This is a genomic window from Parendozoicomonas sp. Alg238-R29 (assembly GCF_947331445.1).
Classification (GTDB): Bacteria; Pseudomonadota; Gammaproteobacteria; order Pseudomonadales; family Endozoicomonadaceae; genus Sansalvadorimonas.
Window position 1 is genome coordinate 1 of sequence record NZ_CAMZOG010000069.1, and the last position, 25,872, is coordinate 25,872.

Below are 25,872 nucleotides of genomic sequence, written 5' to 3' on the forward strand. Positions count from 1 at the left end.
AGTGCTGAGAACCTATCGATTCTCAGGCGTATAGCATTGAATACGATCAAGAAAAACAAAGGCAATAAAAGCATTAAAAGGCATCGGAAAATAGCAGGCTGGAACCATGAGCATTTGGAAATGCTTCTTTGCTCTATCGTACTAGATTGATGCAATCGCCCTGCCCTAGGGATACGCCTTTGAGCTATCATAAAATTTCCCGCCGCGGCCAACAAAACAAAGTAGCGTTTGCACAGTTATGGACGGACGAGTATACCCAAAGCATTGCCAAGCAAGTGCATAATCTTTCACAACATCATGGTAGCCGGAGTGTGTCTAAGCAGTTACAAACAATGAGTAAGGAGCATTTTGTCGAATATTGTCGTGTTGCCCCTGAAGAGATGATCAAGCGCCTTGCCGAAGCAATACCAGACGAAAAAACACTCTATCAAGTATTGAGAAAACTACAGAACCCCCAACAAGAAGCCGCTTTCAAATACCTTGTTATGGCCACACAAAACCCGAGCGAAGCCGGTCACAACCTTCAACAGGTGTGCTTACCGGGTGGGCCCATCCGTTGCCCTACTTAATGCTGATCCAACACCATGTAAATCTTGGCGAAACCCAAAAAACTGAACAGATTTTTGAAATGTATTGCCTTGTTGCTCTATTTCATCGAGCCTGGAACAATCCCTCCTGCCAAAAAGCAGGCATGGACTTCTGGCATGAGGAAGAAATTACGCGCCTGGAGCGCCTCCTTCGCAGCGATCTGAACAAACTTTATCGCCTTCCTTCTCGCGACCTTCTGACTCAAGATCAACGACTCTGTAAGGCTGCAGAGTACTGGCCTGCAGGGGCTCAGCGGAAGGCCGCAGAACAGATTATGTTTGATCTCACACTCAAATGCCCAGAGAACATAAATAAACCCATCATAGAATACACCTGCCATCTGATTGATGGCTCACTTGAGCAGTGGGATGCAGATGGACTCCTGGAGAAAAAAGCACAACAAGTCATCCACTACATCCAGGATGTCCATACACCTCGCCGACTGGGCAACCTCTACCGGAGACTTGGTGACCTGCTTGACAAAATAGGGGCTCACGAACACGCCTGTTACAACTTGTACTCTTTTATGGGGGGAGCCTGCAACGTCCCAAATAAAAAATATTGTGATTATGACCTTGTTCTGTTTCTACATGCCGCGTCCATTGAGCTTCGATCCCATGGTTTTGATGTCACCTCTTACAGTGAAGAAAACGCAAAACTATTAATTCAGAACATCCTTGCCAATGGCAACCAATCCAGGTTGATAGAAACGCTCGTTGCTATCCGTACTCTCTCTCAAGAGCTAAATAGCGGAGACTGCACCGAACCAGAGAAGCAGGAAAAAATAAAACAACTTCAGGATAAATGGAATAGTCTGGAAACCTTACAAACCTACTCATCAGAAGGCTCACAAGATGGAGATTTTGAAGACGACGCAATAGCAAGTCTGCAGGAAGCGGCTCGACTGGGACTTTTCCAGGGCACGCTGCCAACGCGGGAAATGCTGCAACAGTACCACACTCAGGTAAAAAGGCGCTGCGGCCATAAACTACAGCTTCACACTGTGGCTTCCAAAAGGAATATACCGCTTGCCAGCGCCGCTATCTATACCAGTGCTTTAGGGGTTATCAACAATGACCCTGAGCAAGCCATTCACGGGCAGGCACTCACTTTGATGCTGACCAATGAGTGGTTACGACAGAATAGCTATCACGTCCCGAAACTTGATCTGGACACAGCACTCACCATCGCTAAAGCATCTCCAAGCGTAGAAGATACAAATTCATTACAAAGCATGTGTCTTGAATATGCCGTACAGGAAGTAGGAGAGAATGAAACCCTTCCTCAAGCCATTGCACGGGTATACAACGCAATGACCAGCGAGTTCAGGCAATACCAGGCTCAGCCAACATTGCCAGAATTACCCAGAAAAACTTTGGATGACATGCGCACTCTCAAATGCACAGTGCCAGGCGGGAGAAACATACGCAAACTTTACCAGGATCCAAAACAATCCATATGGCGTGTGATTTCATGACATATATCTGAATAGATATAAACAGGGTACTGCCGTTCGGCGCTACACGTTATATTCAGGCTTACAAAAATAAAGCCCTTCCGGTTTTTACCGAAAGGGCTTTGATCTCGAAAGACGTATTCTAAATTAGAATACAGTCTGCTCAGAGATTTCCGTGGTCAGAGTGTTAAGAGCCTTAACAACCATCTCACGACGAACCAGCTTCTCTTCAACCTTATCCATCTTAGGATCACCCAGTGGGTGAGGGATGGCGATGGCAGGAACGATACGGTTCGCGCCAACAGTGATAGAGATAGGTACAACAGTTGCAATGTGAACAACTGGCATGACTTTTTCAATTTCTTTAACGAGCGTTGCACCGCAACGCGTACAGGTGCCTCAGGTGGAGGTCAGAATGGCGGCGGAAACCCCGGCATCCAGCAACTTCTGAGCAATCTCTGCACCGAATTTTTTCGAGTTGGATACGGAAGTACCGTTACCAACAGTGGTGTAGAACATGTTATGCAGGGAGCCGATAACACCTTCTTTTTCCAGATCACGCAGCACGTCAACTGGCAGAACCACGTCCGAGTTCTCGTTGCACTTAACAGGGTCGTAACCACCGTGTGCCGTTTCATGAGTCTCTTCAGTCAGATCGAAGATACCTTCGATGGAATACTCACCGTACTTCTGAGCGGAAGAAGATTCGATGTGATCTGGGTTGCCCTTAGGAACAACACCACCGGAAGTGACCAGAGCGATCTTGGCATCTTTCAGGCTCTTCAGTGCTGCGAAAGGAGCAACATTGTCGAATACCGGCATTGGATATTCAGTCGTAAACTCTTCACCGGCCAGCTTGGCAATCAGCATGTCAACAGCACGCGCTGCGCCACGCTTCTCGGCAAACATGTTCACACGCAGATCCCGTGGCATGTAGCCATCTTCTGCAGGCATGCCCAGCTTGCCTTCTTTCTCGATGAAAGCAGAGATCAGAGCAGCCATGTTAGGCAGAGCCTTACGCATGTCGGCAGCGCTGTTCTTGGTTTCAACCATGTAAGCCGTTTGCTTGTACAGGTCGTAACCTGGGTTTTCCGGGTACATACCGGAGATGCAGGTGATACCCATCTCAGCAGCCAGCTTACCAACACGGCCACAGGCCACGCCGTAACGGCCAGCGTTGAAGGCAGGACCAGCAACGATCAGGTCTGGTTTAACCTGTTCGATGATTTCCTTGATGCCCATGACGGCAACGCCTTCGTTTTCGTTGAAATAGCTGTCACCACAGATGATGGTGTTAACGATTTCAGCTTTGTCGCCCAGCAGGTTGTTCAGCGCGCCGCCAGGACCAACAGGACCTTCTACCAACTCAATCGGATGGTTAGCAGCTTCTTCGCCGCCCTTCTGTCCGAAGAACTGGTTAATGTAATGAAGAATACGCATTTTCACGTTCCTTTAAAGCTAAAGGGGCTCTCCCCTAGCCCTGACGTGCAGTCAGGTTGTGGAAACCAAGCTCGTTAGTAGCACCGGTGATCGCCTGGATCTCGATGCTGATAGAACCGTCGGCACGCAGGGAGCCTTCAGTACCACCAGCGATCATATCGACATAGGTGTCGTGACCAATCAGACGCTCCATAGCTGGCAGACTGATGATCATGTTGGCGTTACCGTTGGAGATAACTGCGTCGCCTTTAGGCGTGGAGTCAGCCAAAGACTGAGACTCACCCTGATTGCCGGCGTATTCGTCGGTCAGCAGAACAGTCTTGATGCCAGCAGCTTCAAGCTTGTTGCAGTTCATAACCAGGTCAGCATCTGGGTTACCGAAACCTTCTTCGGAAACAACAGCCGCATCCCAGCCCTGCTGAACAGCCAGCTTGGCTACCCAGTTAGAGGAACGCTCTTTGTCGGCCAGGGTTACGTTTTCGTTGGTGACGATAACGCCCATAAAGTTGTACTTCTTGCCGTGCTGCTCGTACAGCTCGTGAATAACCGGGCTGTTCTGGTGAACCAGAGATGGGTTCTTGTCACAGGCAGATACACAGTTACCAGAGAAGATTGCGCCGTCCATAACCTCAGTTGGGTACAGGATGGTTGGAACAATGTTCTTCACGTCAACACCGTACAGGTAGGTGTCGTGCAGCAGGCCTTGGGACTGCAGCATGTAAACATAACCAACTTTAGGCAGATCAGGATACTGAGCAGCCTGTTGCAGAGTTGGCAGAGTTTCGTAAGTCTTGGTTTCGTCTGCCGTTGCCGTCTTGGCCAGCTCACCAACCTTACGCGCAGTTTCCAGACCAACGGTACGCAGAATCTGCTCGTGGTCGTACTGATTGCAAGCCTCGTCAACTTCGCAGGTGATAACCAGATTCAGTGTTGAGGAGAACGGTGTGTATTCTGCGCCAGGTCCAGACATGTCGATGATGCCTTCCTGGAAGCCAACAACCTTACCGGTTGTCATAACAGTCATGCCCTTCAGGACGTGAGTGCGGCCTTCACCAACAATATCGTTCTCGCCAGCGTTACGGCCTGGGAAGATACTGCCCTTGCCCTCAACTTTTACGCGAGGCTCAATAACGTCTTTGACCGGCATGATGCGGGTAGCTTCGCCTGGGAGGGCGATGTCCAGCTTCACTTCGGTGATACGGTGATCGATTTCACGGATAAAGCCGGTCAGGGCTTCCTTATCGATCTCGACACGGTGTCCACTCAGAGCGCTTTCGTTACCGAAGGCGAGCTCTTTAACGTGGATATTTCCAACTTCGAGTTTCACTGACGTACTCCAGTTTAAAAACTCAGTCGTATACACAGCCGTCAGCTTTTGAATCCCTTCTCATAAGGGCACAGCCCACGACTAACCATAAAAAACGTCTCATTGTCGGGCTTCGCTCAACCACGACCTACATATCTGCGCAGGTCGTGGTTGGGATATGAAGCCCGACAATGTGATTCATCAGATAAAGCCAGCTTCTTTCAAAGCTGCTGCAGCTTTATCTTTCTCTGCACCAGCGATCATTACGATCGGACCGGTGCAGCCCATGCCCGTTTTGGCGAAGATGCCCGCCTTCCAGCATGCTTCCTTGGCGTCTTCGATATCCAGGATATCGATGCCGCCAATGTCAGCATCAGTGACAGTTTCAGCCGGAGCGACAACTGCTTCCTTGGGCTTGCTATCAGTCTTTGGCGCCAGACCTGCCAGGACTTCGTCCAGGCCAGCCTTCCTGGCCGCAGCCAGCTCTTCTTTAAAGCGGGCGATTACGTCACCGTTAGCACAGTCCGCGATCAGCTCAAGAGCACCGGCAACAACCGGAGCACCAGAGGCGCGGGAGATGATGCCAACCAGACGTTCCTGACCTTCACCCAGACCAGGACCGTAGCCCTGACCGGAAGCTTCATAGCTGCCACCGGTGGTAAAGGAGGAGAAGATTTTCATCATCAGGTTACCGGTCAGAGAGTCGGTCACCATGACATCAGGCACACCTTGCAGCAGATCGTTGCCGCGCATCAGAGCACCACCATCTGCACGGGCAGACTCGGTGAACTGCATGTCGTAGCCGTTCTCGATCAGGGCGCGCAGAGAGCGTTCAACCTGAGCCGCGTTGTCAACATTCAGAATGCCGACAGTTGGCTTTTCGATGCCGGTGGCTCGTGCCATCGCGATACCGGCGATAGCATTTTTAACCATGGCTGCAGGACGCAGGGTGTCACTGGTACCGGTGGTGGTTGCGATAATCATCTCGCGACCAGTAGCCGGTGTAACAACCTTACCCACAGTGCTCACACCCAGAGGGAAGCCGTAGTGCATGGCAACACAGCCATCCAGCTCACCAGAGTCGAGCATTTTTTCCATCAGCAGGTGACCTTCGTGCATGTCCTTAACGGTATGCAGTTCGAAAGGAAGCTCTTGCGAATCAGCTTCGATATCGCCAATCAGTACAGGCTCGACACGGCCACTGCGAGCTGCCAGACCAGCCGCGCGAATCAGTTCATCGTTACCGTGTTCACTGCCGATCAGGGTCAGGCCAATGCGGGCTGCCTTCTTGAAGCTGCCACCGAGCAGGCCATCGGCCATATCGGTGAAGGCGTCTGCCAAAGCCTGATTTAAAGGCGAAGAGTTAAGTTCGGACATCAGTTTGCCCTCACTCTGCCAGACGTGCTGCAACGTCCTGCATGGCTTGCGCCACCAGACGACGAGCTTCGTCTTTATCAAAGCCTGCGGCCTCCTGAACGCCCGGGTTCTTCTCAACAACAGTGGAGATACCGTCGAACAGGTTGGTCATACGACCCAGGAACAGAGAACCTTTACCAATAACCATGAAGCTATTGATTTCACCATTCATGATCGCGTCGCGACCGTGGCCCAGGTAAGGAACACCAGATGGGATGTGACCCTGAGTCAGCGCAAAACCAGGCATGCCGTGGTTCTTAACGAAAGACAGCAGATCTTTACGTTCCAGCTGACCTTCTTTAACCGCCAGAGCAGCGATCATCTTGAAGTTCGCTTCAGGAACGTCACCGGCGCCGGCTGGCTTGGTGATTTCCGGGTTCTGCATTTCTGCAGAGTAACGATCGATATCAGTGATCTTGCGACCAACAGCGTTCAGAGGCTCAGAAACCAGAGCAGAAGTTACTGCCTGAGGAGAAGAACCAGCGCCAACGTTCAGACGACCAATGATGTCGGTGTTGACGATTGGGCTAACGCCGTCGTTTTCAGTAACCAGGAATGCGAAACCGGCCAGACAATCTTCCAGAACAGGCATGTCCTTGGCCAGGTGCTCACGGGAGTTCATGCCCAGCTTGGCAACAGCGCCACCGGCAACAACCAGAACGCTCTTGAACGCGCCGCCCTTAACCAGAGCTGCAGCGTGAATCAGGGAGTGAGCAGGTGCAGCACAGAAACCACGCAGGTCGGAACCGGTAGCAGAAGCACAACCGATCATCTCACCGATAGCTTTTGCGAAGTTACCACCACCACGCTGGTTGATGTCACCACAAGCTTCTTCGGAACATTCGATGATGTACTCAACTTCGGACAGATCAACGCCCTGAGCTTCCAGGCACAGTGCAGCATGTACGCCTGTTGCCTTGACAGTCAGGTTTTCGAGCATGATATGGGCAGACAGGTTCTCGTCTTCATCGTGAGCCTGCTTAACAATACCAACCAGCTCGCCATCCATCTTCAGAGGCTCAGCCTTGTGCGCTTCCAGCATGGCGTGCATGTCGGTAGCAGCCATCGCCTTGGAAGCATCCAGGGTGTAGCGCTTCAGCAGAGGGTGCGCAGCCAGCTTAGGGTTGGCAACTTCGATGAACTCAGGAGTCAGTGCAACCAGATCGAAGGCATCGGATGCTTTCAGCAGAGCGTAAAACTCAACCTGAGGCATGATGTCACCGTAACGACCGGTACGCTCGCCAGCAGCAGCATCCTGATACCAAGGCTGAGCCACTTCGCCCAGTTGGTGAGGAGTGATGTTACCAACGTAGCACTGGTTGGGAGGATAATTGACGACGTCATCAAAAGAACGCAGACCATTTTTCAGAGCAGCAAAGTACTCCTGATCGTCACGCGCTTTAGCGGTAGTCGGTGTAGAACCGAAAGGAATAAAGTCTGGGGTATGGGCAAGTGTATAACTCGCCGCTTTCACAACTGCAAAACTCACGTTTGATACTCCGTGACGCTAAGCTTGAAAAGAAAGGGCCGAACAAACTGTTTTGGAACAATACCCTGACGCACCTAAGAACAATCCATTAAAAGTGAATCTATTCAGAACGAATCTATTCAAAAAATCGTCTCAAGGTACTGTCTAAAAACAGCGTCAAGCTCTTTAACGTTTATGTGAAAGTTGTAGAAGGAGCCTGTTACCAGACTCCTAAGGGAATCAACAGAAACCAGCATTTGGTTTAAAACCGGGCCAGTTTCTGTTGGCTGACCCTTAACCGCGGAACTGAGACATCTCAGACGCGATTTCTTCAACGGGAAGTACCATTTCCATCATGCCGACTTGTTCTTCGTACACGTCGGAATTGACAACTTCCTTAACGGCTTCTTCGGTAATGTGGTAGACGGAGAGTCCTAACTGGACTCCGGCTAACGGACCGGCAAAAGTCGGATCACCTGCAGTCACGGTTTCAGCAGCAAGGCCGGAAGCTTCGGCTTCTGCGCCACCGAGAACAACCACTACGTTCTCGTTACCGTGAGTTTCTGCGAGGTCTTTAATCCGCTTCTGGTTTTCCAGATCCATTGCGCCTGCAGAAGTTCAAACGAAGCATTCTGTAGTGGAGAAAACAACGTCAGCACCAGCGGTCTTCACACATTCTTCAATGGCAGGACCAGGTACGCCGTCGCGATCGCCCAGAATGACAACTTTCTTGTCTTTCAACATGGCTAATGCTCTTTAGCGAGTTAAAGTTTGGTAATCATTTCTGATTACCCCCAAAAGTTCTCCATGACAAGCTCATGGCTTGCTGATTCATTCTGAATCGATAATCGCCGATTCCTTCCAGCGATAATCCGGCTTATTAAACTCTTAATAACTTAAATGATTAACAAACCTGAATTTTTAACAACTGATTAGCAGTATGCTTTAACAGTGTTTTCGATTTCTTCGATAGTCAACTCTTCGCCAGACAGGTGTTCTTTCTTTTCACCTTTATCGAAGAAAACAATGGAAGGCAGCCCCATAACGCCCTGACCCATTGCCAGACGACGGTTACCTTTGATGTTCAATTTGGCAAACTTGATTTTGCCATCGTATTTTTCAGATAAAGCAACAACATCAGGCATCAGCTCCAGACAGCGACCGCAAGTTTCGCCCCAGAAATCAACCATGACGATACCGTCAAAGTCTTTTACTTCTGCATCGAAGTTTTCTTTAGTAATCTCAAGCATGTCACACACCTTTCAGCAAATTAATGTTGAGAAACACAGCCCTTTGAGAGGAAGGAAGGCAAAGAGCTGTGTTCTCGAAAACCTTTAATTAAGCCAGTTGGCTCAGTTCTTCCCCAGAAGGACGAACCACACGTTTGGTTTCCTTTCCTTCACTGAAGCGTACAACTGTAGGAATCTGCTCTACGTTGTAACGACTGGCAATGTTCTGACTCTTATAGGTGTCGATAGTCACCAGAGGCAGTTCACTCTCTTTACAGAACCTCTCCAGATCAGGCATCAATGCCATGCCGTCTTTGTCCAGAGGGTTCCAGAACATAACTGCAACATCCTGATCAGCTTCCAGAACACGCTCCTGCCAGTTCTCTTCTTCCTGCATGTAACGCTCGGAAGCAACGGCAGCGATGGCGCCATCAGCAGCGGCAGTTACAACTTGACGCAGGAACTTGTCGTTTACGTCACCAGCGCCGAATACGCCTGGTACGTTGGTGGCCATCTGGTCGTCGACCTTAATGTAGCCGCCCTTGGACAATTCCACAGTACCTTTCAGGAACTCGGTGTTAGGCACGGTGCCTACGAACATGAACACGCCGTCACATTCAATTTCACTGACTTCACCAGTCTTCAGGTTCTTAACCTTCACACCGTTAACCAGGTCTTCGCCGCAGATTTCTTCAACGGTGGAGTTCCACACGAAGTCAATCTTGTCGTTAGCGAAAGCTTGTTCCTGAGCGGTACGGTCTGCATCCAGAATGCCTTCATCGTGCAGCACAATCATCTTGATGCTGTTAACAAACTTGGTCAGGAATACAGATTCTTCAACGGCAGTGTTACCGGATCCAACAACGACAATATCCAGTTCTTCAAAGAAGTCCGCATCGCAGGTTGCGCAGTAGGAAACACCTTTGGATGTGAACTCACGTTCACCTTTAATACCCAGAACACGTGGCTGTGCACCAGTGGCAACAATTACGCTTTTAGCGCGCAGGGTTTCACCTTCTTTGGTGGTTATCTGCTTGATGAAGCCGTTATCTTCAACCTTGATGCCATCGACTGTACCGCGCTTGAACTCTACGCCGAAACGCTCACAGTGATTGCGGAAGGCACCCATGATATCGGGGCCTGTAGCCTGATCGATACCAGGATAATTTTCCAGTTCGTTGGTCTTGGCTGCCTGACCGCCAGTTTTGGCACTGGCTTCCAGAACAACTGTACTCATCTTACCGCGTGCGCAGTAAATGCCGGCAGATAAACCACCTGCACCACCACCTACAATAACAACATCAAGAATGTCAGACATGACCGCTCCGTCAAATCAATTCATCGCAGGCAAAAGCAACTTGAATCAACCTTGGATACATTGTTGATTACTGAACCGTACTGTCTGGAACCGGTTTATTTTTGCCTATGTTTCGTTGGGGCAATCATGCTCCTGTTCAGATCGACAAATATTGATTTAGAGCAAATTCTGTTTGTCTTTGCGGTAGATACGCAATCAAAACTGACTTTTAGTAGACAAATGACTATTCAAAACCATGCACTGAATTTGAAAAACCTTATTAGCAGTTTTCAAAATGTCACTATTTTTCAGTAAATAAAAAAGATTAACCTTTTACTTAACGGTTCACTTTCAATGTATTTACAAATTCATGACATTTGACGTGCGACGCCTACATGACAAGGACGAAATAACAACACTTTTTATAAATAGGGAAAAAACCACAAAATGTCTGTTTTTATCAAACAAAGCTGACAATCAATTTAAAAAGCAGGTTAATTATTCAAACACGATACATTTTAAGGTCCTACAGTTTAAGGTCCTACAGCTCTGATTTGACCGGGATCTCCCTGACCGACCAGATCAGCAGTAACACCACCACCTAAAACGTTAATAGATGTGGATTGCCCAGTTAAAGCCGCAAAGTCATTGGGAGATAAATAAATCACCGGGCGCCATGCAGCCTTTGGTGTTTGAGGAGCCAGATTGGTTGTATTGATCTGTGGTTGAGAGCGTGCAGTTAAATCTTCAGATATCGTGCTGCAACTTAAGTCCCCCACTGAACACATATCAGAATCCGTAACCTGAGACTGGGACAGCTCAACAACAGACAGCTCAACAACAGACAGGTCATCATCAGTCAGAAGGTTCAGTTCCCCAAAGCAAGGGCTAACTGTAGCCAGCATATGGAACACCACCAGCAAACGTACTTTCATGGCTGTTCTCCGTTATCAGAAATCCATTTCAACTCTTAAATTGAATCACTCCATGAAAGGCACAGCTATGGCAGAAGTGCCCACACAAACAAAACCGCCAGCAAATGCTGGCGGTTTTAAAAGGTTAGTTATACATTTCCAGGATCGGCTCTTCCCTTTCGTCCCCAGAGACCACACTATCATGGTTCTCATAATGTCGCCGCCTCTTAACTGGTGGCAGACCATCTTCGTCTGACTCTTCCTCAGACTTTTCTTCGTCATAGTCTCCAAACTCCTGCGAAGCCGGAGGGGTCAGAGGGGTGCTGCCACCTGTTTCAGTGGCTACATCGCTTCCATCTGATTTTGGTGAAGGTGATGGCTCATGGGGCGAAGTTAGTAGTGCCCCCTGACTACCTACCTGAGCAGATGCAGGAAGTTGCGAAGGAAGCTCCTCCTGCTCCTCCTGCTCCTCCTGCGAAGCCGGAGGAGTACCACCTGTTTCAGTGTCTACATCATCGCTTCTATCTGGTTTTGGTGAAAGTGATGGCCCATGGGGCGAAGTCGGTGATGCCCCCTTACTAACTACTTGAGCAGGTACAGGAAGTAGAGATCTTCTCTCCTTCTGGGAGCTAAAAAGAAGCTTATTGAAACCATCCATAGCCGCTCCGCCCATATCATCAAAACCATCATGCCAGGCATATCCTGACACCCCCTCGAACACATCTGGAGAAAGCGCGCGGGCCTCGTCTTCAGAAATAATGGCCGCAGCGGCAGGCAAAAAATCTTTACTCAGGGCAACATCGTTTGGATGAACAATAAGTAGAGGGCAATACTGCCCGTTATTGCAAACAGGTGTCTCTTTCGCTTTCTTAAGCATTGCACTGGATGGATTATTAACCTCTGAATCTTTCGAGAGGTAAACCGCAGTGATATAACTAATCCTCCCTTTCGGCAAAGCCACCACCATAACTTGGAAATCATTTACCTCTAATCCAAGAGATAAATGAATATTCATTCTGTAATGCCAGCTTGGTGTAGGAGCCTCTCCATATTTCACGGGCAAAGCTACCTTTCCATCAGACACTTTCACTTCATAAAAATCACCGGCCTCATAGTCAAACCCCAGCCCTTCCACTAGAGGCGTAACGTATACCTGAGCAGTTTCACCATCGTAAAGCGTTCCCTGCTCTAAATTTATAGCGACTTCTGAGTCATCATCAACTTGAGAAATAATTGGCTTCAACTTCTGCCATGCAACCGCGTCATCTTTCAAATAGTTCTTCGTTAATACAAACCCTTCAGCGAGATGCTGACCATCAGGTTCTTCCCCGGGCTCCGATTCCAGCTGAGGAAGAGCGCCCTTATCAATCGTCCAGCCCTCACCCTCAAGCTTCTCTATAACCGGTGCAAAAACAGCCTTATACCGAGCTTTACTGACACAAACGTATTGTGGGGGTTTCCTTATTCCCTCTACAGGGCTTCCGTCATCGGTCACCATTAAACTGAAACCTGCTGCGTCTGCTCTCTTCTTGTATTGTCTAAGGAGCTGGTACACCTTACCGCTCAAGCCAGCCTGTTTCTGATATGTCTCTTCCTGTTGTTTGGATACATCCAGCACCAGCACCTCTGTATTTTGGGACTCTCGCAAAGCTTTAAGCTGGGCAGCTTCCTGATCTGTTGGCGGCGCAGGGGGTGGGCTGGCCGGACCGCTTTCATCTCCCTGAGCTATTGCCAAGTCAGAGGATGGGCTGACCAGGCCGCCTTCACTCTTGGCCGATGTAAGCTGGCTTTTACGGAAGCCCTCCTCCAGAGAAGTCAACTGTTGGCCTACCCCTTCAGGCAATGAGACCAGAGTGAGATTGAATTTCTTAATCCCAACGGGAGTCTTCTCTTTGGTCAGGTAATAAAAAGTTACTCTGTAGTGGGTAGCGGAACCATGGGCAAATGCAGATAAAGGCACTACAACATTGACCCCACCCTGGCGAGTAGTACCCAACTTTCCAGATTCATACCCACCCCGCAGTTTTGCCTCTCCCCTATAGGGATGTACGGAAACACCAAAGGTAACGCCCATTTGATTGAGAACCTTCCGCTTCGGTCCGTTTTCAACCGTAAATCTCAGATATTCCTCATGACTGGAAAGAACCATATCGTCCAGTCCTTTTAAATCACCAAACAGCAAATCCCTCGCTTCCAACGGGTTCGAGATATCCGCTTTTCCGAAAGCAGCAGTCGCCCGACCACCGTCAGTTTCGTCTGTTAAATGCCCAGAGGCTTCCCGCAACATTATTCGCAGCAACTCATCATCAGAAGGCGGAAAGGCAATCTCCGTACCACCTTTAGCCAGTACAAGATAAGAATGAAAAAAGCAGGCCACAAAAAGAAATAGCAAAGCCTGCCGCAAGGTATGCAAACAGAACATGAGAAGGGAACTCAAAAGTAAGAAGTCCTCCAATATAGATCAAAGAGCAATCTGTGTTAGAAATTCTTACTTTGTCGTACAAATGATCAAGGTGTCAGGAGTCTGCACCTCGGGTGATCACACTCTCCCAGATAGCACAGCTTAAAAAAATGCCCTCCATAAATAAATTTATGAAGGGCATTTCTTGCTAATGCTTATGCTGGAAAGCTGTTACGCCATGGCAGCAGGCAGAGTTCCAACACCCTGAATTGAGCTCAGGCCAGACAACAGCAGCTGACCATCAATCACCTGAAAATCCTGCAAAGTTTGCTCGGGATAATTCCGCTTATAAGTTTTAGCATTCACCATAATGGTGTAACGCTCCAGAGCGCTCTCGATAATTTCCAGAGACTTCATATCCAGCCCGGAGCCACTGATATCAATAGCAACGGAACGGTAAGGACTTTCTCCAGGTTTTACACTGCCAGCCAGCGGGTGAGTAATCAGTTTCGCGCCGCTGTGAACACGGTTACGCACAGCTTTCAGCACATCTTCGTAACCTTCGCAGGTTTCCTGCTGAAACTGGGACAGTTTTTCGCCAACTTTGGGGTTGTTGGTAACAATCAGCAAATCCTGGGTAACATTTCTCATGCGGCGGCAGCCTCCTGCTCTTTCGCTTCCGGCAATTTGATAACAATACGATCCGAGTCGTTACGCTTCACCCAACCATCCCTCTCCATACGATTGAGGACTGGAATCAAGTACTTACGGCTCAAGCCAGTTCGATCTTTGGCGTGGGCAACGGCAAAGCTCTCGTTCAGAGACAGTGACCGCAGAATATCAGCCACAGCCTGATCATAAACTTCTTTGGCGTAGTAAATCTGATCTTCCATGGGCACGATAAAACTCAGGTGCACCAGGTTGCGCAGCTCTTTCTGACCACCGGGAACCTGAGTTTTGGAAGATTGCAGGCCTTCCTTGCCTGCTTCACGAATCATCTTCAGAAGCTGCTGACCTTTGTCGTTCAGGTCATCTTCCGATGAACCACCACCAAGAACCCAGGCACCGCCAGACATATGCACGACATTGTCTTTCTTGAGCATCTGCAGCAACTGATCCATAACCGCCTGTTCAATGCCTAATTTGCTGCCCAGCTCAGGACCACTCAGAGCCGTTCCTTCATTTTTCAGAGTGCTCTGAATCTGCTCCAACGCCTCTTTATGAAAACTGTGACTGACCAGCCAGCCACTCATATCCACACAGCTTTCGGAATCAACATCATCGCAATTATTGAGCGCGTCCCGGTGAATATAACCGTGGAAATCCAGACTTAACTGCAGGCTATTCTGCTCGGTTAATTCTTCCGGCAAAGCCTCCAGCAGTTCATATAGTGCTGCACGACGATGGGCGGGCACACTACCATTCCAGATCACCCGCCCACTGAACAGCAAATCACTGCCACCGTGGCGAATCACGACAAAAGGCTGATTCCAGAACGCTGTAACCTTATCAGTCAGAACCAGACGAGCAAGGCGAGTACCACGGATATGATGCAAGCGAGCCAGTGAGTGAGCGCTACCTAAAGCGACTTCCACTTCCCGGTTGTTACGACCTTCTACGAAACCTTCTGCCAGTCGAACAATAACCTGTTCGCAAACCATAGCATCAGCTGGGTTCTTTACCAGACAGTGACCACGCTCCAACTCTTTCTTGGTAACCCCTTTCAGGCCAACCGCCACACGGGAAACAGCGCCGACTTCATCCAGAGATTTGTGACCGGACTGCAGCGCTTTTACCTGAACCTGTTTACCAGCAGGCATAACCGTCATCTTCTCGCCCATCTGAATCGAGCCTTCAGTCAAACTGCCTGTAACAACGGTACCTATACCATTCACGGTAAACACCCTATCCAGATAGACACGAGCACCGTTGTCTTCCAGCCGCTCTTCTATACGGTTTAGATGACGAAGAATAGTTTTCTTCAGCTGAGGAATATTGTCGCCAGTCAGAGCAGATACGCAGATGGACTCAGGAATATCACCAGTGATTTCCATCACCCGTTCCAGAATATCTTCTTCCACCAGTTCCAGAGTTTCCCCATCAACAGTATCGGACTTGTTGATAACCACCAGCAGGTTTTTGATCCCCATGGCATGGATCACATTCAGGTGATCATTAGTCATGGGCATCCAGCCTTCGTCGGCTGCCACCACCAGTAACACCATATCCAGACTCCAGACACCAGATACCATATTGCGGATATAACGTTCGTGGCCGGGTACATCAATCACCCCAACCACTTCCTCATTGTCACCCTCGAAGTGGGCAAAACCAAGGTCGAGGGTCATGCCCAGCTTCTGCTCTTTCGGGCGGGCAGTCATGATGCCGGTCAGAGCTTTGATCAGTGCCGTTTTACCATGGTCAACATGGCCGGCAGTTCCTATAACGGCTCTCATTGGGTGTATTCCAACAGGTAATTGGTTAACTGGCGAGCAACGGTGTCGCGGTCTTCCGGAAGAATAGTGGCGAGATTTATCCGCACTTTGTCGTTACGGATTACAGCAATAATGGACACTTCTAATTCCCGCAGCTCATCCAGTATTTTATTGGCAGGCTTGTTGAGGTGCAGTTCCAGAGACCAGGAAGGGTAATATTCATCTGGCAGAGTACCGCCGCCAACAACCAGCTGGTCTTCAAGCAATGAAACACTGTTACCCCATTTTGGTAGCAGTTGCTCAGCCCATTGATGGTTTGCTTCCAGATTTAACTGAGCCCGTTCGGCAATACCGCGGCCACTGTCTTCACCGTTTAGTTTGCGAACCAGCAACTCTTCCAGCAGAGAATAAACAATGCGACCAGGGCGGAAAGCCCGCATCATCGGGTTCTTTTCCAGTCGTTTTACCAGTTCTTTATCGCCACAGATAATGCCAGCCTGTGGGCCGCCCAGAATCTTGTCTCCTGAGAAGCACACCAAGTGTGCGCCCTGACGCAAATAACGATCGGCAGGCACTTCCTCTTTAGAGAAGGTTTCTGTAACCAGACCAGAACCCTGATCCACAGCCAACAGAACATGTTCCGGTAAACGACGAGCCACTTCTTTAATATCTGCAGATTCGGTAAAGCCGCGAATGGCAAAGTTGGAGCGATGTACCATTAATACCAGAGCAGTATTTTCGGTAATGGCATCTATGTAGTCATCAGCGGTGGTGATATTGCTAGTGCCAACTTCCACCATGTTCGCTCCCGCCATACCCATAATATCGGGAATACGGAAACCGCCACCAATCTGAATCTGCTCGCCACGGGAAACAATCACTTCCTTGCCTGCAGACAGTTCATTTAACAGCAGCCAGACGGAAGATGCATTGTTATTCACAACCATTGCATCTTCAGCGCCAGTGAGCGCACTCACCAGATGATTCACCAGACCTTTACGCTCACCACGCTTGCCTTTGGTCAGACTGATTTCCAGGTTGTTATAACCAGTATTGAGCTCTGCAACAGCATCCCAGACATCAGGACTGATAGGAGAACGCCCAAGGTTGGTGTGAATAACGGTACCAGTGGCGTTAATCACTCGGCTCTGGCGGGTGCGGATGAGTTTCTGGCAGGAGAAGAGAATATCGGCTTCGAGTTGAGCCTGCTCTTTATCATCGGTAATAAAACGGCGCTGCTTACGATAACTGTCTAATACCCGGCGTATAACATCAGTTACCAATGGACGACTTAATCGTGTGATTGCGTTTTCTAAAAAGGAAGAGTCCAGCAGCTGGCCAACCTGAGGGAAACGTGGCCTCGCACCTGTACCTTTTGCGTTTGTCTTGCCTGCTTCCATAACGGGCCTCAACGAGGTTCTGGCCCGGCAAAGACCGCAGACATTCAATGTGGGCAAGTGCCGGTGCACACTGTCATTGAATTCTGTGCTTTACAGAATTCAGAAACTACAAAGGCCGGAACTTGTTATTAGACATTAATAACCAGAACCAGCCTTGGTATGAAATTTGGCGGAAGAGGCAGGAATCGAACCTGCCAGAGCCTCTACGGCTCACGTCGGTTTTGAAGACCGGGAGGGCCACCAGACCCCATCTGCTTCCGAAGCGATGGGTGCATAATACTGGCAATTTACTAACAAAACATTGGAACTTTCCCAGATTGACGACATCTGCCGCCAAGCGTATTTTAAACGGTTTTTACTCATCAGCTCGTTGAAATTCAGTTCATTTATTCTACTTTTTTTGAATCAGGCTATTACTCCGGGACGAATCAAATGCTTCGCTCTGCAAAGAGTTCATTACACTGCCATGTAATACGACTACTTCCGGGTGCGGTGATTTTCAACAAAGATCTGCTTGATTCATTAAAAGCTTTTCTCATCAATGAAAAGATAGAGGTAGGCTGTCTTCTAAGTTGTTACAGACTGATTTCCGGATTGCTTTCCCAAAGGCCAGAATGGCCTGTTGGAGTGAGCAAAGCTATCCGGAATCCAGTTATAAGTGGGAGATTTAGAGTTTCTGTGCACGCTCCTTCTGTCGTTGCCGCTCTTCCGCTTTTCTGGCGCGACGCTGCTCAATAGTTTCAGTAACACCTCCACCCAGATGATGCTCCCCACGACTACGAGCCAGCTGCATCTGTTTCTCCCGTTCAGAAAAGCGCTTCTTCTGCCGGTCTGTCAGCTTATCGAAACAGTGCGGGCAACTTACCCCCTGTTGAAACTTGTCACTTTGCTTATCTTGTTCAGTAATTGGTAAACGGCAGGCATTACACTGGTCGTAGCCACCTTTCTCAAGTTGATGATTCACCGTTACCCGATCATCAAACACAAAACATTCACCGTCCCAGAGAGTGTCTTTCTGTGGCACTTCTTCCAAATATTTCAGAATGCCACCCTTGAGATGATAAACCTCTTCAAAACCCTGCTCTTTCATAAATGCAGTGGACTTTTCACAGCGAATACCACCGGTACAGAACATGGCCACTTTTTTCTGGGTGTTCTTATCCATATTTTCTGCCACATAGGCAGGGAATTCGCGGAAGGTTTCGGTGTTGGGATTAACCGCTCCTTTAAAGGTACCCACCTGCACTTCGTAATCGTTGCGGGTATCCACCAGCACAACGTCAGGATCACTGATCAGTGCATTCCAATCTTTAGGCTCAACGTAAGTGCCCACTGTTTTACGGGGATCAATACCCTCAACGCCCATAGTGACAATCTCTTTCTTGAGCTTCACCTTGGTGCGTTTGAATGGCATGTTTTCGACAAAGGATTCTTTAAACTCGATGGGCTTGAGCCGTTCATCCTGCTGTTCCAGCCAGCTCAGCAGTCGGTCAATACTTTCACGGGAACCTGCCACCGTACCGTTAATGCCCTCCTGAGCCAGCAGCAAAGTGCCACGAATGCCCAGTTCTGTCATAGTCGTGAGCAAAGGTTCACGGAATTCCTGAAAATTGTCGAGAGTTACAAACTTATAGAGGGCGCAGACCACTACCTGCGAGGTGCCTGCCTGTTGAGAAGATGCCACTGTTTTTATCCTTATATGCCAGCCGGAACGTAAATCCGGAGCGGTTTATCATTCGGGCTGGCATGTTAGCAGAGCTTGTGGCGAGGCGTTAGTCGAATAGGCCAAAGCCCACATCTTCGTCCGATGAACCAGAACTATCGGTGCTTGAAGGGATGGTATGTGTCGCCGGGGTGGCATGTGTCGCCGGGGTGGTACGTGTCGCCGGGGTGGTACGTGTCAATGGGGCAGTACGACGCTTGGCTCTACGCTTTCTTCTCGACGAACGGCTTGAGGGTCCCTCTTCCTCCTCTGTATCAGAAGAAAAATGGCGGGCAGTATAGTGTGGAGCTCTGCGGTGTTTCTTTACTTTGGTAGAAGAAGCACTGGTTTCACCTTGGTTCTCTTTGCTATCAGCCGAATCTGGCGCAGCCGTAAAGACAACCTTTATCTCACCTTTTGTCCAGGAAAAGACTTTTGGTTCTTTCTGAACAGTCTGGTAGAAAGACTCCCAAGGATACTCACAACCACTTTTACCGCTATTTTCTTGTTGAAAAGCATTACTAAGCTCTTGCTTCAACTCTCTCAGCCGCTTTGTACAGGCGCTATGATCAGTATCTTTTTTCATACTGTTCAATCCGTTTTTAGCCATTTGACGGTAATCGTCAAAGCGATCTGGTTTTTTGCCAGCCTTCACAGGTGCAATTTGAACTTCTTCTCCCGTTGCGTGATTCACAACAGATACGATAAAGCCATGCTGCTGCGCAACCGTTGGATCATTCAGGCTTTGCAAGATGAGATCAAGATATCCACAGGCCCATTCCTGCCTGTCTACATTACGAACTTCCTGCTCCAGCTTCTCAACCTCTGTCTGAGGCTCAACATCAGAAGGCTGGCTGATATCCCAGCTTCCCTCGGCGAATGTTTTGGTGCCTTTAAACTCGGAGTGCGTACAGGAATCAAAATAGGAAGGTGTAGGAGAACTCCTACTGAGTTTCCGGCCGGTTCCTGTGCTCGAGAGAGACGAGTATGAGTCATGCCCATGAAGCCCACTCGGTGGAGGAGGTTCGTAGCTCATAGGTGTACGTGTCGTTTCAGTAGTCGTTGCAGACATAGAGGAATCCTCCTTCATCACAGAATTTTATCTTTAGTCCGTAAAATTTCCGGAAAGTTCCATCCAGTGCTGACTTCAGCGGCTATGCTGCCTCAGCCCGTTTCAGCAGGATTGCAAGAGGAGGTTGCTACAGTGAGATGGAAACAACTTTGTATCTGGATATCTGGATATCTGGTTTCTGATCACAGGATTGATAACCATGCAGACAGCAAGGATTGCAGCCCAAGAGCTCAATAATCAGCAGGAAAGCACCGATCAGCCGGGCATATATTTGCAGGAATGGCTAGAGAAATGCCCTCAAAACGCCTGCCTCCCCGAAACAATCCTTATTATTCTGGATATTGACGATACTGTACTGACCACCCCCCACGGCCAGTGGCTGGGCAGTTCGGCTATGTTTTATGGTCTGCTCGCCGAAACTCAGCAGCAGTATCCGGGCTGGACTCGAAAGCAGGCTGCTGAACATATTGATGTTCTATTATCCGCCATTTACCCAAGAGTCCCCCTGCAGCTTACCGATACTTCCCTGCCCCAGACACTTCATACATTGAGGGATAAAGGCTTCCGGGTATCAGGTATGACCTCCCGAGGGTTGGGGGTAAAGGATGTCACCCTATGGCAATTACAGCAGGCCAACATTGAATTTATGGGTACCCAATTCTCGTCTCCGCACACCACCCTCAATGAACCCTCTATACGGATAGAAAGTGGCGTGGTTTTTGTGGGCCATGGAAACACAAAGGGAGATATTCTGAAGAAACTGCTGGCAAAAGAGCCCCAGTTCCAGAACATTGAGAAGGTTATTGTGATTGATGACCGCCAGAAACACCTCGACGATATCCAGAGCTCAGTTACAGATCGTGAAATCGTCACAGTGCTTTGCAGTTATCCACAAAGTCGAGTTCCTTATAATAATGAACAAGGTCGCGTACAGATGAAGGCCTTTCTCGAACAGTGGCGGGATGATGCCGTTATCGGCCACTTGATAAACAATGACCGATATACACAGTCTCTTCTGTAAAAGAAATTAACTGAAGTTACACACGCCCATATAAATGGATCACTTTCAGCTTAGGGCGAAGATCTATATGACGGTTTTGGGAGCATCATTTGAGCAACTGCGATCATTTGTAGCTGCGTAACTGCGTAACATGAGTTACTAACCAATATCTTTCAGGTTTTTAAGACTTTCCCTCGCCATTTGTACAGAAGTCTCGGCATCACTCACAATCTGTGCATTAAGTACCCGGCATTGATATTGAGTATCCGACTTGGGAGCAATAACCCGGCGAGACTGGTGCATTCGCTGTAAAGATGTATTTCTGTTTTCAATGCAGTCTGCAACTACCTTCATATAATCCTTAAAGGATGTTACAAGCTGTAGAACTTCACGACACTTCTTCCTGATAACCACAATGGAGTCTTGGTAATCCGACTGAGGATCAGGGATTAGAGGTATTTCCAGAGCCCTGTCGATATGTGGTTGATAGATGCTGACCAGTTGGGATACTCGCCCGCAAATATCTGTTGCCTCCTGAAGGTGCTTGAGTAACGACGCGTATAAGGCTCGATCGATAAAACCTGTTTCACTCGCCAGAGCCGTGCATTGTGCTGTGCGAATTTCCTCCAATTTGACCGTCGCATACTTTGCCCGCTCCAACAAGGGCTTGAGCAACTGGATAGAGGCTTCTGCCAAGTCGTAATTGATCTGGCACGACAGCTTCGGGTCGGTGCCCTCATATCTGCCTTGAAGAACTGTGAGCTTTGCTACCGCTTCCATAGGGTTATATGAAATCAACTTTTCAGCCTGACGTAATTCAATATTTTCATCATAATTCCGCTCACTGACGATCTCCTTTACCTCATCGCTTGTTTCCTCTAACCGCCAGGAGGCTGTAGGCTTTTTAAACGTACTGTGCTTTGGCTTTTGCTTTTGCTTTTGCTTTTGCACTGTCTTTTTCTTTTTGGGTTTTTCTGGGTCAGTTTTTGTTACTGGGTCATCGTCCTCAAGCAAGGGTAGCTCTGGTGACTGTTCTGGCTGAGTGTTTTCCTTTTCTTCCGGCGGGATCATGCACACAAGCTGGCTCTCGGATATCATGTCCAGCAGCTCAGTAAGTTCGCCCTCATAGATTACCTTGCATCGAATTTGGTAAGCCCAATAACAAGAGAGCGATCCCTGCATAACAAAGTCAGAAATGCCATGAAGTATCTGTTCACTTTCTTTCCAATCGTTGTGTGTAACGAGAGGAGACTGCATCCTTTCAACATGTTTTTTATAAACGAGGGGCAGGTAAGCCATCAAAGTTGAAACACAGCTGTGCATATTCCTTAGGTGAGGGGCAACAGAGATCTCATCTAAACTCTTCACCCACTCAAGGTCTGACAGATTTTCATCGAAAAAAGGCCGAAGGATTTGTACAACCTGATGATCATCAGGAAGAGTTAAACTCTGGCAGGTTTTGACGCGGGAAGAAATAATTTCATAGCAATCTCTGACCGGGCCACATTTCATCCCTCGAGCTAATGATGTTATCAGGCGTTGCCAGTTAAGATGTCGGCAAACATAATCCTCTTCACCCTTGTCAGGCTCCAGTTTTTTCAGAACAGAGATATAAATCGCTGCATACCAACTTGCTCCCTTAAGGCACATAGCGTTCACATTTTCCCATGTGCCCTTGCTTGTATCCCGGTTGTATTTCTTATCACAAACATAGATATGACACAGGCTTCTAATAGTGCTGTTTGCCCACTTGTCTACAAAAGAGTCTATATCAGCAATAATCCGTTCTAGTTCTACATTCCATTCGGGCCCTCCACCAATAAACTTCTTTGCCACAGCATGAATTTCATCTATTTTTTTAGCTGCTTCACTAGATAAATGATCACTGTATTGAATGATCATCTTATGAATATACCTTTGGCTGCCAAGGATGCATTTAACCCGTCTCGTCTGCTGTTCTGTAGGGGAAGGACAGTTCTGATCAGAGATTAAATGCCAGTGAGCAGGATATCGACTCATAAACTCCTGATACTCAGCAATAATTCGTTCGGCACTCGCAACGCAAGATACAAGCAATGCATCCTTTTTTTCTTGGTTAGGCTCACCTTCTGCGGTTTCAAAATCACCCTTAACTGCTCTCGATCTTCCTGATAGCTCTCCGAGCTTTGTGATTGCCTCCCCTTTGTATTTCATAATTTTTTCTTTTGCTACTGTTCTATTAATTTGTTTAAGAGGAGCAGACCAGCACTTCAGACGTGAGACGGTTTGAAGTGGAAAAAACTCTTCTACTTTGGCCTTCTCCTTTTCTGGTTTTCTTCTGGGCTTGCTCGTCTGAGCCGAAGTTACAACATCTTCCTCTTGGACTACTGAACAATAAAGTGGATCTTTTACGTGGCAAGTGGGTAAAGTGCGTACCACACATCGAATCTTACCAAATACGGTTTTCAACGTTGTTAACTCGTCAAACAGTTTTACTACATGTGGACAGCCTGCGTCACCCTTCAAGAACTGATGCTCTGACAGGGATAACAGATTCTGAAGCCCTGTCGCATAGCCAGGGCACTTCTCAACGTCCTTTATGATTTTTCTGGTTATACCAATCAAAACCTCAACAATTTCTTTTCCGGCCTCTTTATAGTCTTCTCTTGTAATATTGATAAATCGGCATAAGAAGTTTCCCAGCAGTTCCAGGTTTTCATGATCTTTCATATTCTGAAAACAACCAAAAAAACGTATCCTCGACAAGAAATACTGAATATCTCCCTCTGCCCAGTTATCTAAAAACAAAATTGTTTGGTCGCAGTGAGTAACGCAACGCATAAACAGTGAACGCTTTATGTCCCTATATAAATCGTCCCTCAGTGGAGTGTTCTTTTCATCTGCGGCAACAGCAACCTTCCCCAGCCAGTTCAGTGAGTATTTAAGCAGCTCCACATTGGAATAAAACGCAGACCTCAGGGACAGGTTTGCGCATAAATAGTCAAGAATGGAAACCGCATCCCTCACATGGTTATTCGGTGAATTTTTCTGAAAAAAATCATCAAGAGGAGAAAGTTCTTCCTCTGTACCATCGGATGGCGGTACAGGTCGCCCTATGGCTGCTACCACATCATTATGGAGGGAACAGGATTCATACAACCGGGCTGGGCTGATGGCTAGAATATCCAACAGTTCAATATGCATATTCCTGTAATTCACTTCAGCAGCCGGAATGCCTTGCTGATTTTCTGGTGGCTTGAAAAGCCATTCCTTCTCATCTGTGTATGTATGCAGATAAGCGTGGTATTTCTCCCTTAACCTCATAAGCTCAACATATATAGCGTGAGCATTATCTATAGCGTGAGCATTATCTTCCGTTTCACCAGTTTGTGACTCCACCAGTTCACAGTGAGCCTTTTGTGGCTCCACCAGTTTACGGTGAGTCTCGTACAGGTTATAAGCCCGGTACCACAAACGTACAAGCCCACGTCCCATCCAGAAGCCGGGGCGTAAGTCCTTGGGAACCAGCTTCAATGTTGGATAGTCTGGTTCCACACTGGGTCTTGACAAAGGTTCCTCAGGTGTAAGGTCTTTAAGTTCTGGGACGTTATCATCGGGATGGGATAAAAGAGGAGATGGCTGCAGGCCCGCAGCGGCCTGCAATTGTGGCTGTACATCGTCGACAGGTGACACCTGGCGCCCTCTATCGACTATTCCTTCTGCAGTCTGAGAACCTGACTGTTCTTGTGGCTGTTCTAGTGGCTGTTCTTGTCCGTCCTGCGGGCCTTCAGCAGCCCAGAACCATTCAAAAGCACGGTGAAAAATATCTGGTAACATTAGGTTTATGCTCGCTTTACTGACATCAACCCATACTTTGACCACTGAGTCACCGGAACATTCCCAGGCACTCTGCTCTCAGGATAAATTGGTTATCTGTTCTCCTAACAGACCTGCTACCTCAACAGGCCCTAGCAGCCTGTCGGACTGGCCCGTCCATTTGAGTCCTTTTTGATCATATCGGCCTACAGAGCTCATATCTGCCTTCAGAGGTCACTTACTCAAACAGAACGCCAGCGTAACCTCATGAGACAGTGGCTGACTACAAGCCAATAAAGCACCAGAGCCAGCCATTTTTTATCATCGACTTGCTTCAGGTTGAACATTCGGCGCAGGTTGAATGTCAGGCAGACCAGATCCCACTCTTTCGAGACCACTTCCAGTCCCCGCACCAGGAATCGCCGATATCCCATTGCCTCCTTCTGTATTCCGAAGGTGGGCTCTATCGTGCATTTTCGTCGGCTGTAGATGGCTCGCCCTTCTTGTGTCTGCAAGCGCCAGCGCATCCACTCCAAAGCGCTGGCGTCATCATCCGGGACTGGCGGGTCCGGCTGGAAACGCTGCAAGGGGGGCGGGTTGTGCTCATCCCGTTTTATAGCAATGTAGGGTGTCAGTTCTTCTTTATCCACAGCGCAGACATTAGCCTCGCTGAAGTAGCCCGTGTCGGCCAGTAACCCCTCAGCTTTTCCAAGCACGGGGGCCAGTATGCGTAACTGTCTGAGTGTTGGCTCAACTTCTTTTTTGTCATTCGGTGCCTGAGTCACATGACGTGTCACGATCAGACCACTCCCGATGTCTACAGACGCCTGGGCATTGTAGGCTTGTTCGAATGCACCACCGGCAGTGGGCATAATACGAGATTCGTCGTCTGTCAGGTTGACCTGGTCTTTGTCCCCTGCACCTGGTTCCGGTGGCTTTGGCGCTTTGCCGGG

Annotated in this window: 19 protein-coding genes and 1 tRNA gene; 3 read left to right on the forward strand and 17 right to left on the reverse strand. The window is 48.5% G+C overall.

All coding sequences use genetic code 11. The annotated features are described in order from the left end of the window. Positions 1 to 179: 179 nt before the first annotated feature. Both QMA35_RS15795 and QMA35_RS15800 read left to right on the forward strand, forming a co-directional pair. Positions 180 to 569: a hypothetical protein gene (locus tag QMA35_RS15795; protein WP_281648121.1), complete on the forward strand. Its 390-nt coding sequence runs from the start codon at positions 180 to 182 to the stop codon at positions 567 to 569. A gap of 59 nt (positions 570 to 628) precedes the next feature. Continuing rightward, the gene (locus QMA35_RS15800) at positions 629 to 2,065 is read left to right on the forward strand and encodes a hypothetical protein (RefSeq protein WP_281648122.1); all 1,437 of its coding nucleotides are present in this window, start codon (positions 629 to 631) and stop codon (positions 2,063 to 2,065) included. A 126-nt stretch (positions 2,066 to 2,191) separates the two neighbouring features. Here QMA35_RS15800 and grdB read toward each other — a convergent pair whose 3' ends face one another. The 15 genes from grdB to QMA35_RS15875 all read right to left on the reverse strand — a co-directional run bounded on the left by grdB (position 2,192) and on the right by QMA35_RS15875 (position 20,124). Beyond that, positions 2,192 to 3,484 carry a glycine reductase complex selenoprotein B gene (grdB, locus tag QMA35_RS15805; protein WP_281648123.1) on the reverse strand — a complete coding sequence of 431 codons (1,293 nt, stop codon included), beginning with the start codon at positions 3,482 to 3,484 and terminating at the stop codon, positions 2,192 to 2,194. A 34-nt stretch (positions 3,485 to 3,518) separates the two neighbouring features. Further along, complete coding sequence (locus QMA35_RS15810) at positions 3,519 to 4,811, reverse strand: glycine/sarcosine/betaine reductase component B subunit (protein WP_281648124.1); 1,293 nt, start codon at positions 4,809 to 4,811, stop codon at positions 3,519 to 3,521. A gap of 180 nt (positions 4,812 to 4,991) precedes the next feature. Further along, the gene (gene grdD, locus QMA35_RS15815; RefSeq protein WP_281648125.1) at positions 4,992 to 6,167 is read right to left on the reverse strand and encodes a glycine/sarcosine/betaine reductase complex component C subunit alpha; all 1,176 of its coding nucleotides are present in this window, start codon (positions 6,165 to 6,167) and stop codon (positions 4,992 to 4,994) included. Between the two features lie 10 nt (positions 6,168 to 6,177). Next, positions 6,178 to 7,695, reverse strand: a complete 1,518-nt coding sequence (grdC, locus tag QMA35_RS15820) for a glycine/sarcosine/betaine reductase complex component C subunit beta (protein WP_281648126.1) — start codon at positions 7,693 to 7,695, stop codon at positions 6,178 to 6,180. 273 nt (positions 7,696 to 7,968) lie between these two features. Then, a complete protein-coding gene (gene grdA / locus QMA35_RS15825; RefSeq protein ID WP_281648127.1) occupies positions 7,969 to 8,418 on the reverse strand; it encodes a glycine/sarcosine/betaine reductase complex selenoprotein A in 450 nt (149 codons plus the stop codon). Between the two features lie 188 nt (positions 8,419 to 8,606). Further along, positions 8,607 to 8,924 carry a thioredoxin domain-containing protein gene (locus QMA35_RS15830; RefSeq protein ID WP_281648128.1) on the reverse strand — a complete coding sequence of 106 codons (318 nt, stop codon included), beginning with the start codon at positions 8,922 to 8,924 and terminating at the stop codon, positions 8,607 to 8,609. 88 nt (positions 8,925 to 9,012) lie between these two features. Then, the gene (locus QMA35_RS15835; protein ID WP_281648129.1) at positions 9,013 to 10,221 is read right to left on the reverse strand and encodes an FAD-dependent oxidoreductase; all 1,209 of its coding nucleotides are present in this window, start codon (positions 10,219 to 10,221) and stop codon (positions 9,013 to 9,015) included. A gap of 512 nt (positions 10,222 to 10,733) precedes the next feature. Beyond that, on the reverse strand, positions 10,734 to 11,135 hold the full coding sequence (locus tag QMA35_RS15840) for a hypothetical protein (RefSeq protein WP_281648130.1): 402 nt from the start codon (positions 11,133 to 11,135) through the stop codon (positions 10,734 to 10,736). 124 nt (positions 11,136 to 11,259) lie between these two features. After that, positions 11,260 to 13,551: a hypothetical protein gene (locus QMA35_RS15845; protein ID WP_281648131.1), complete on the reverse strand. Its 2,292-nt coding sequence runs from the start codon at positions 13,549 to 13,551 to the stop codon at positions 11,260 to 11,262. A gap of 195 nt (positions 13,552 to 13,746) precedes the next feature. Continuing rightward, entirely contained in the window at positions 13,747 to 14,166 is a 420-nt protein-coding gene (locus QMA35_RS15850; protein WP_281648132.1) for a GrdX family protein, read from the reverse strand. Further along, positions 14,163 to 15,971 carry a selenocysteine-specific translation elongation factor gene (gene selB / locus QMA35_RS15855; RefSeq protein WP_281648133.1) on the reverse strand — a complete coding sequence of 603 codons (1,809 nt, stop codon included), beginning with the start codon at positions 15,969 to 15,971 and terminating at the stop codon, positions 14,163 to 14,165. Before selB ends, QMA35_RS15850 begins: the two co-directional genes overlap by 4 nt. Next, the gene (gene selA / locus QMA35_RS15860) at positions 15,968 to 17,350 is read right to left on the reverse strand and encodes an L-seryl-tRNA(Sec) selenium transferase (protein ID WP_281648134.1); all 1,383 of its coding nucleotides are present in this window, start codon (positions 17,348 to 17,350) and stop codon (positions 15,968 to 15,970) included. Before selA ends, selB begins: the two co-directional genes overlap by 4 nt. Before the next feature lie 167 nt (positions 17,351 to 17,517). Then, positions 17,518 to 17,609 (reverse strand) — tRNA-Sec (locus QMA35_RS15865). 408 nt (positions 17,610 to 18,017) lie between these two features. After that, on the reverse strand, positions 18,018 to 19,034 hold the full coding sequence (locus tag QMA35_RS15870; protein ID WP_281648135.1) for a rhodanese-related sulfurtransferase: 1,017 nt from the start codon (positions 19,032 to 19,034) through the stop codon (positions 18,018 to 18,020). Between the two features lie 88 nt (positions 19,035 to 19,122). Next, entirely contained in the window at positions 19,123 to 20,124 is a 1,002-nt protein-coding gene (locus tag QMA35_RS15875) for a hypothetical protein (protein WP_281648136.1), read from the reverse strand. Between the two features lie 199 nt (positions 20,125 to 20,323). Between QMA35_RS15875 and QMA35_RS15880 the strand changes: the two genes are divergently transcribed. After that, positions 20,324 to 21,145: a DUF2608 domain-containing protein gene (locus QMA35_RS15880; protein ID WP_281648137.1), complete on the forward strand. Its 822-nt coding sequence runs from the start codon at positions 20,324 to 20,326 to the stop codon at positions 21,143 to 21,145. A 138-nt stretch (positions 21,146 to 21,283) separates the two neighbouring features. Here QMA35_RS15880 and QMA35_RS15885 read toward each other — a convergent pair whose 3' ends face one another. Together QMA35_RS15885 and QMA35_RS15890 are read right to left on the reverse strand one after the other, a co-directional pair. Next, positions 21,284 to 24,940 (reverse strand): hypothetical protein, encoded by a 3,657-nt coding sequence (locus QMA35_RS15885; protein ID WP_281648138.1) that lies wholly within the window; start codon positions 24,938 to 24,940, stop codon positions 21,284 to 21,286. A 221-nt stretch (positions 24,941 to 25,161) separates the two neighbouring features. Then, positions 25,162 to 25,872: transposase (locus QMA35_RS15890; RefSeq protein ID WP_281645792.1), on the reverse strand; the 711-nt coding region annotated here is incomplete at its 5' end.